Consider the following 6,325-nt stretch of genomic DNA (forward strand, 5'->3'; position numbering starts at 1 on the left):
TATATTCCTGAAAAGTTGGCAAGGAACGATAGAATTTAAACTTATCCCCTCGGTCATAAGCTTGGGTAGAATTAGAGAGAACTTCGACAATAATTAAAGGATTGATCACGTTAGATTGACTATTCCCTTGATAGAGAGGTTTACCTTTAATCACCATCACATCGGGATAGGTGTAAATACTATAATCTGACAGCCATAAACGCACCGTTTCCATGTAGGTATAATAATCTTGATTATTGATGTTTAAGGGAAAATTACGGCAAAAATTTAGACAAATCTGATTGTGATTAGTGGTGGCTCCTACCATTGGGATAATTTCTCCTTGACGATATTCATTTTTATCCTCGGACGTTTCCTCCAGAGCGAGATATTCTTCGGGAGTATAATATTTAGTTTCAGTAGCGCTTAACATTTTTGACTCTCCTTCCTATTCTATTTTCTAGGATACAGCATTTCCCTAAAAAGAGATAAAGTTATCCTTGAGCAAGGTTATCATTTTTTCCTTAATCTCTGGCAAAAAATGCGGAGAAATCCATAATTAAAAATCTAAGTATCAAAATTGCTCACTTCAAGAGTTAAGATAAACTAGATAAATAGTTTTATGTTTAGTTTCTCCTATGTTTAACTGGTTCCGTCGTCAGAAAGTCCAACCCGAACAAGAACAAACACCCCCCGCACCCGTAGAGGAAACCCCCAGCGAGGCAACCCCGACGACTAGCGAGACAACCAGTCAGGAAGAGTATTTAGATTGGGCCAAAAAAGCCTTTAAAAATATTCAAGAGAAAAAAGCCACGGCCGAGGCCGTTGTTAGCGAAACCCCTGAAACATCTATTGCTGAAACAGAACCTCCGCAAGAGGAAGAACCAGTTAAAGAAGAAGAAACCGAGGATAATACCCCCGCATGGCTGAAAAAATCTGATCGCCTCGAAATTCTCAAAGAAACCGCCATCGAAACCCCCACAGAACCGGATGAAGATTTTATCTGGTCGGCCAAAGTTTTAGCCAATCAGGGACGACAAGCAGAGGACGTTTCAGAAGAAGAAATCACCTGGTTAAAAAAATTGCGTCAGGGTTTAGGCAAAACGCGCCGCAGCTTGGTCAATCAGCTTAAGGCCGTGGTCGGTCAGGGTCCCCTCAATCAAGATGCGGTGGAGGAAATTGAAGCTTTATTGCTTCAGGCCGATGTGGGGGTAGATGCCACCGATTATATTATCACTACCCTCCAAAATAAGCTAAAACAGGAAGCTCTGCCCCCCGAAAAAGCGATCGAATATCTCAAAGAAATTATCCGCGAGATTTTAGATGCACCTTTAGCCAATTATAGCAACCCCGGTTTTGAGCCAGAAAAAGGCAAATTAAATATCTGGATGCTCACAGGAGTTAACGGAGTGGGTAAAACTACGACTATAGGCAAATTAGCCCATTTATCTAAACAATCTGGCTATAGTTGTATAATCGCCGCTGCCGACACCTTTCGCGCTGCTGCCGTGGAACAGGTGAAAGTTTGGGGAGAGCGATCGCAAGTCGAAGTAATTGCCAACCCGGGCAAAAATACCGACCCAGCCGCCGTGGTGTACGATGGCATCGAAGCCGCTAAATCCAGGGAGATAGAATTACTTTTAGTAGATACGGCGGGAAGATTGCAGAATAAAAAGAATTTAATGGCAGAATTAAGCAAAATTCGCCGCATTATCGACAAAAAAGCCGAGAGTGCCGTGGTGGAATCCCTTCTAGTTCTCGATGCCACTTTAGGACAAAACGGGCTGCGACAGGCAGAGGTTTTCTCGGAAGCTGCCCAATTAAGCGGCGTGATCCTGACTAAAATCGATGGTACAGCTAAAGGAGGTGTCGCCCTTGCCGTAGCGCGTCAGCTTAACCTACCGATTCGCTTTGTCGGCGCCGGGGAAGGAATCGAGGATCTGCGGCCCTTTTCCAGTTACGAATTCGTGGAAGCTTTACTAAGTGGCGATTAATCTCACCCCGCCTATCTTTCATAATCTTTTCATGGTTGCTTCATAATTGTCTCATTTTTAGTTATGCTAGAAATGGAGACTCGGGGTAACAACTATGCAAAGGACAATTACAGTTAGTCATCTAGGAGTATATTATCGCGGCGTGGAAGCCCTACGGGATATCACCCTGAAAATTCATCCAGGACGATTAACCGGTATTATCGGTCCCAACGGTGCGGGCAAAAGTACCCTGATCAAAGCCATGCTAGGATTAATTCGCGTACAACAGGGAAGCGTTAACTATCAAGGGCAATCTCTACAGCAACAACTGGATAAAGTCGCTTATGTTCCCCAAAGATCTCAAATCGACTGGACTTATCCCGTCAGCGCTTGGGATGTGGTAATGATGGGGAGAGTCAGAAAAACGGGTTGGTTTCGTCCTTTTTCCCATATTAGTCGTCAACAGGCTTTAAATGCCCTAGAACGGGTGGAAATGGCTGATTTACGCCATCGTCCCCTCGGTCAGTTGTCGGGGGGACAACAGCAAAGAGTCTTTTTAGCCAGATCTTTGGCCCAAGAAGCGGAGATTTTCTGTTTTGATGAACCTTTCGTTGGGGTAGATCAAAAAACCGAGGGGGTTCTTTTTAATATCTTTGGTGAGTTAGCCCAAGAAAATAAAATTGTCATGGTGGTTAACCATGATTTAGGCGAATCTATCACTCATTTTGCTGATTTAATCCTCTTAAATAAAGAATTGATCCTCGCCGATCAACGATCTAAGGTCTTAACTGATTTTAATCTCCGGCGCGCCTATGGGGGTAAAGTCTCCTTCTATGATGCCATGACACCACCAGATCATCGCCGATCGAGTCTCGATTATCTCGATCGCCTATCGAAAAACAATGGGATAAACTAGAAGCGAAGATATTTTGGCTGACTGCCGATAGGGACCCCGATGAAAACTATTTCCCCGCAAGAAGTAACAGGAACGATCGAACTGGCTCCTAACTATCGAATTCCCCTGTTTTTGGTAATTTTATCGCTGCCTTTACTCTTTTTACAGGTCTGGCTCGGCATAATTTTCTCCCTGTTAGGGCTATTCTTGATGTTCCAGACTACCCGCATTCGTCTCCAGTTTACCCCTACCTCCTTAGATGTCTATCTATCTGGGCAACAAATTCGCTCCTTTCCCTACCAAGAATGGCAAAATTGGCGGATTTTCTGGAATAAAGTCCCGATCCTGTTTTATTTCAAAGAAATTAACAGCATTCATTTTTTGCCGATTATCTTTGACAGCGCAACCCTGAGACTCTGCCTCGAAAAATACTGTCCTTTAGCAGCATCGCCAGCGATCGACTCAGAAGCGAACTAAGATTGAGATAAAATAAAATCTAGCTAATAGCGTCTTAAGTGGGTAGGTGTTAAAAATTGTCAGATCCCCCCGCCTATCGGCACCCCCCTTATTAAGGGGGGCAGGGGGGATCGAAGGCAAGATATATCGTCTATTAATTAGAACCACTTACTTAATTACCTGCCTTAGCCCTCTGTTCGCTCTGCATTTCTAAAGCCGATGACTTCAGAAGATTTTAATGTTTTACCCCTTGACAAAATGACAGACTTACCCAATGAATCTGTCGAAGAATTTAGTTTTGATGATCTCTGGAACGATCGCCCGGTAGAGAATCCCCTGCCATCGGAAACCGCCCCCGAAGGCGAATTAGTTCCCACAGCGCAGGCGCAACCCCTGCGGGCAGAAATCGAGGCTCTAGAACGGCAAAAACAAAGCCTAGAGGCAGAAATCTCGGCGTTAAAAGCGGAAAAAGAACGCTTGATCGCCGAGGAATTGGGGGATATCAAAGCTCAAATCGAAAGAATGCTCAAGGAAGGCGTAAAAGACCTAGAACAACGCAAACAGGCTTTAGAATTGGCGATCGAACAGTTAGAACGCCGTCGTGAGCGGATTCGGCAGGAAATGCGGAGTAATTTCGCTGGTATCTCCCAGGATCTAGCCGTGAGGGTTCAGGGGTTTAAAGACTATCTGGTGGGCAGTTTACAGGATTTGGCCGCAGCTGCCGAACAGTTGGAATTACCCCGTTTTGAAACCCCCGAAAAATCCCCCCGACCTGTGGAACCTCCCCTGCGGACTGAACGGGAGGAAAACCCCCGTCCATCCCGTGGCAGTCAAGGCCGGGATGATCGCGAAGAAAGTCCCCGTCCCCCCCGTAGCAGTAACCAGGGCCGGGATAATTGGCAAGAACCCCGTCGTTCTAATCGTTCTGGTTATGAATCGGAACCGGTGGGACAATCCACCCCTAGACAGGGCTTTTCTGAGCAAAATCAGCGCATCCAAACTCTTTTAGACCGTTATCGCAGTCGTCCTGACTATTATGGTCCGCCTTGGCAACTACGGCGCACTTTTGAACCAATTCACGCCGAACGGGTGCAACAGTGGTTCTTTAAACAGGGGGGCCGGGGTACTGTTCGCGGTATGGGCAGCCGTCTCCAGAATATTCTGGTCGCTTCGGCAATTATCTCGATTATGGCGGAATTACAGGGCGATCGCTTCCGTTCTCTCGTTCTGGCTAATAGTCCCGAACGTTTAGGCGAATGGCGCCGCGGTCTCCAAGATTGTCTCGGCATTTCCCGCGCCGATTTTGGACCAGACCGCGGCATCGTTCTCTTTGAGTCTCCCGAAGCTTTAATTCAAAAAGCGGAACGTTTAATCGACGATAAGTATTCACCGCTCATTATCATCGATGATACCGAAGAACGGCTGAATTTCGCTCTTTTACAATTCCCCTACTGGTTAGCTTTTGCCCCTGAACCCCAACAAAGTTCTAGTTATTGGTATTAACTAATTAGTCCTTGAGTAGTGCGATACATTGGGCTAAAGAAGCGTTAGTTTTCACCGCTTGCGGGTTAATATGGGTGGCAGCGGCTCGATAACCTTGTTCTAAGAGAGCTGCAATTAAATCTTCCCTTTTAGGTAGATCTAATTTGCCCCTTCTACCAATTTCCCGAAAGCTATAAAAATAGGGAGGAAAATCGTTTTCTTCCCTCATTATTTCTAACAATTTAACTACCTTTTTCCACTGCCATTGATCGGCTAAATCTGCCATTTTTTCTAGATAAAGGCGATCATGTAAACTGCCTAACCACAAGGGTCCAGTTAAGGTTAAAGGTTGCCCGTCCCCAGAACAAACTATCTTGCCTAACTTCGGCCAAGGCACTGATTGATATTCCCCGCAGCTATGACAATAACCGAGAAAACCGTAGTTATGACTATTTAATTGTCTATTAGCCGTTAACCGCACCATCACCCGATAACTTTGACCAAAAAAGAAGGAAAAAATCGGCGTAATTCCTAAACCTAACCGGGCTGATTCTAATTGCAAACCGGCGATAATTAATCTTAATCCCTGTTCGTGGGCAGCCGGATGATTGCGAGCATAGGCTCCATAATCAGCTAAACTATTTTCTAGATTATGACCCGTCAGCGTCCGTCCATCGGTATTAGTCAGATAAATTAAACCACCGATTTTAGTGGCTAAAGGAATAGCACTGAACAGAGATGCAGGGGAACCAAAAGCATCAATATCAACTAGATCATAATAGTCTTTTTCAAGATAACATTCTAGGAGAACTTCTTGAGCAGATTTATAGGTTATTTTGCCTTGTTTCTGTTGTAATAAACTCTCTAAATTAGCGGCTAAAGTTGGCTTAATTTCTGGATTACCATCATTAACCCACAGCCAATCCGCACCACTTTCTAACCAATACCTGAGCGCTCGCACACCAGAGCCGCTCATTACTTCTAAAACGCGCAAACTTCCTCGCTCTTTTTGAGCAATTGCCGCTCCTAAAACTCCTAAATCTCGGACGATTTTACTCTCCGGTCGATAAAAAGTATTGTTGATATTAAATATCGCTTTTTCTTCCTGCATCGCTCATCTCATAATTAGGGTTTGCTGAAAAAGTTTTTCTTGGGGGCAGGGTGTGGGCTTCGGCCGTGAGCTCAGCCGAACGGGTGTGGGGTGTGGGCTTCGGCCGTGAGCTCAGCCGAACGGGTGTAGGGTTTTACCGATTTTGAAGGGGTCAATTACCTAATTTTCAGGGAAAAAGTCCCGGAATTTTCCCCCCGATCACTCCCATATCTGGTACTTTTTGATTTACAAAAACTCTAAAAGTCTTAACCAACAAGGGTTTTACCATTATTCAGCCAGCCCTAATTAGCCAGCAATTCTCATTTTGAAAACAAAAGAAGATAAAGTTCTCTATGTGAACAAGAGAACTTCTGTCTAATTATCATTTTTTTTCAAGATAATCATCATAATTAGCTTCAAGAGACAGTTTTAAAATATCTGCCCATAAAA

Annotated in this window: 6 protein-coding genes; 4 read left to right on the top strand and 2 right to left on the bottom strand. The window is 44.6% G+C overall.

The window, feature by feature from the left end; translation table 11 throughout:
* On the bottom strand, positions 1–412 hold a 412-nt coding region (locus IM462_RS11225; protein ID WP_287699812.1), incomplete at its 3' end, for a Uma2 family endonuclease.
* Positions 413–617: 205 nt separating this feature from the next.
* On the opposite strand from IM462_RS11225, the gene ftsY reads away from it, so the two are divergent.
* The 4 genes from ftsY (at position 618) to IM462_RS11245 (ending at position 4,806) form a co-directional block, all read left to right on the top strand.
* Complete coding sequence (gene ftsY, locus IM462_RS11230) at positions 618–1,973, top strand: signal recognition particle-docking protein FtsY (RefSeq protein ID WP_271931406.1); 1,356 nt, start codon at positions 618–620, stop codon at positions 1,971–1,973.
* A 94-nt stretch (positions 1,974–2,067) separates the two neighbouring features.
* Complete coding sequence (locus IM462_RS11235) at positions 2,068–2,868, top strand: metal ABC transporter ATP-binding protein (RefSeq protein WP_287699813.1); 801 nt, start codon at positions 2,068–2,070, stop codon at positions 2,866–2,868.
* Positions 2,869–2,907: 39 nt separating this feature from the next.
* Positions 2,908–3,324: a DUF3119 family protein gene (locus tag IM462_RS11240; protein WP_287699814.1), complete on the top strand. Its 417-nt coding sequence runs from the start codon at positions 2,908–2,910 to the stop codon at positions 3,322–3,324.
* Between the two features lie 198 nt (positions 3,325–3,522).
* Positions 3,523–4,806 (top strand): DUF3086 domain-containing protein, encoded by a 1,284-nt coding sequence (locus IM462_RS11245; RefSeq protein ID WP_287699815.1) that lies wholly within the window; start codon positions 3,523–3,525, stop codon positions 4,804–4,806.
* A gap of 4 nt (positions 4,807–4,810) precedes the next feature.
* On the opposite strand, the gene IM462_RS11250 is transcribed toward IM462_RS11245, so the two are convergent.
* Positions 4,811–5,896, bottom strand: a complete 1,086-nt coding sequence (locus tag IM462_RS11250) for a class I SAM-dependent methyltransferase (protein ID WP_287699816.1) — start codon at positions 5,894–5,896, stop codon at positions 4,811–4,813.
* Positions 5,897–6,325: the final 429 nt, after the last annotated feature.

It is taken from the genome of Microcystis sp. M144S2, assembly GCF_020246065.1.
Classification (GTDB): domain Bacteria; phylum Cyanobacteriota; class Cyanobacteriia; order Cyanobacteriales; family Microcystaceae; genus Microcystis; species Microcystis ichthyoblabe_A.

What these genes read in the sequence shown, in the direction of transcription:
- ftsY (WP_271931406.1), top strand. Translation starts at nt 618, where the DNA reads ATGTTTAACTGGTTCCGTCGTCAGAAAGTCCAACCCGAACAAGAACAA.
- IM462_RS11235 (WP_287699813.1), top strand. Translation starts at nt 2,068, where the DNA reads ATGCAAAGGACAATTACAGTTAGTCATCTAGGAGTATATTATCGCGGC.
- IM462_RS11240 (WP_287699814.1), top strand. Translation starts at nt 2,908, where the DNA reads ATGAAAACTATTTCCCCGCAAGAAGTAACAGGAACGATCGAACTGGCT.
- IM462_RS11245 (WP_287699815.1), top strand. Translation starts at nt 3,523, where the DNA reads ATGACTTCAGAAGATTTTAATGTTTTACCCCTTGACAAAATGACAGAC.
- IM462_RS11250 (WP_287699816.1), bottom strand. Translation starts at nt 5,896, where the DNA reads ATGCAGGAAGAAAAAGCGATATTTAATATCAACAATACTTTTTATCGA.